Below are 574 nucleotides of genomic sequence, written 5' to 3' on the forward strand. Positions count from 1 at the left end.
CGCTGCCGCTCCAGCAGCTCAAGCAGATCAACCGCCAGATGAGTGCCGCGGAGTTGAAAATGCGGCAGGCCAAGCGCGAGATGATCGAGGCGAATCTTCGTCTTGTCATTTCGATCGCCAAGAAATACGTGAACCGCGGCATGCAGTTTCTGGATCTGATCCAGGAAGGCAATATCGGCCTGATGAAGGCCGTGGACAAGTTCGAATACCGGCGCGGCTGGAAGTTCTCGACGTACGCGACCTGGTGGGTCCGGCAGGCTGTCACGCGTGCGCTCGCCGATCAGGCGCGGACCATTCGTGTGCCGGTCCACATGATCGAGACGATCAACAAGCTGAACCGGATTTCGCGCGAAATCCTGCAACAGACCGGACAGGAAGCGCATCCCGCCGATCTCGCGAAGCGCATGGAGATGTCCGAGGAGAAAGTGCGCAGCATCCTCAAGATCGCCAAGCAACCGGTGTCGCTCGAAACCCCGGTGGGCGACGATGCCGACGCGACGCTCGGCGACATGATCGAGGATGCCTCTGCGAGCTCGCCGGCCGACGCGGCGATTCACGCGAACATGCGCGCCGC

General features: G+C 61.5%; 1 protein-coding gene. It reads left to right on the forward strand.

Features of this window, described 5'->3' with window-relative positions:
* On the forward strand, positions 1–574 hold a 574-nt coding region (locus ACV22Z_RS35725; protein WP_448080939.1), incomplete at both ends, for a sigma-70 family RNA polymerase sigma factor.

The organism is Burkholderia sp. PU8-34, assembly GCF_053427725.1.